General features: G+C 47.4%; 1 protein-coding gene and 1 pseudogene. Both read left to right on the top strand.

All coding sequences use genetic code 11. The features are described from left to right. The coding region (gene tnpA, locus WG89_RS02915) for an IS200/IS605 family transposase (RefSeq protein ID WP_153301394.1) at positions 1 to 307 on the top strand (307 nt) is incomplete at its 5' end. 53 nt (positions 308 to 360) lie between these two features. Then, positions 361 to 1,083, top strand: a pseudogene (locus tag WG89_RS02920) (IS91 family transposase); the annotation flags it as partial.

Below are 1,083 nucleotides of genomic sequence, written 5' to 3' on the forward strand. Positions count from 1 at the left end.
AGAAATTGGTGCTGATAAGGATCATGTCCATTTTCTTATACAGTCGGTACCGACCATGAGTCCGAAGTCGATCGCTCAGAAAGTAAAGAGCATCACGGCACGTGAAGTTTTCAAGAAAAACCCTGAAGTTAAGCAAAAGTTATGGGGTGGAGCATTCTGGAGTTCAGGATATTTTATGAATACTGTCGGCCAGCATGGTAATGAAGATGTAATTGCAAATTATGTCAAAAACCAAGGCAATGCGGAGTACAAGCAGCTACACCGGAAGGAAATAAGTCCGAACCAAATCAGTCTGTTTATGGACTGACCACTCAAGTTGCACTGAGGATACCCCGCAGCTTGCTGCGGGGTAGTTCATTTGAGCTCTGGCTAATGAACAGTAGCCTGATGACGGATATCCTGTTCCAGACCGCCAGTGAAACACTTAAACAACTATTAAACGACAAAAAATACCTGGGGGCTGATACCGGTTTTCTGCTGAACCTGCATACCTGGGGACGTAACCTTAGCCTTCATCCACATCTGCACTGTCTGATCAGTAATGGTGGGCTGAGTGCTCAGGGAGACTGGGTTCAACCGGTCAAAAAATGTTTCCTGCCTTATCGTGTCATCATGCGCCTCTTCAGAGGGAAATTCTGTGCGGCCTTGAAGAGACACGCGGACTTGATAAGAAAGCCGGACAATTTGCCCCCTGTTCGTTTCAACAATCTGGTCAACCAGCTGGGCCGGAAAGACTGGCACGTTGAGATCATGGAGCCCTATGAGCATGGCGAAGGTGTCATTAATTATCTGGCACGCTACGTAAAAGGCGGACCCATCACGAATCAACAGCTGGATGAAGCGGATGACAGAATACTACTGAGGTATCAGAGCCATCAGACAGGTCAGCGAGAAGTCCATCGTTATTCAAAAGCCGGCTTTATCCGACAATTGCTGATTCATGTACCGGACAGGGGCAAAAGAACACTGCGTTTTTACGGTCTTTATACCAGTGGCAAACGAATGGCACTGAATAAAGCTCGGGCAGTACACCAGCAAGCACCGGTCAGCCATGATGAAGAACCTGAGAACTGGCAAGACTAT

The organism is Endozoicomonas arenosclerae (genome assembly GCF_001562015.1).
In the GTDB taxonomy this organism is placed as follows: domain Bacteria; phylum Pseudomonadota; class Gammaproteobacteria; order Pseudomonadales; family Endozoicomonadaceae; genus Endozoicomonas_A; species Endozoicomonas_A arenosclerae.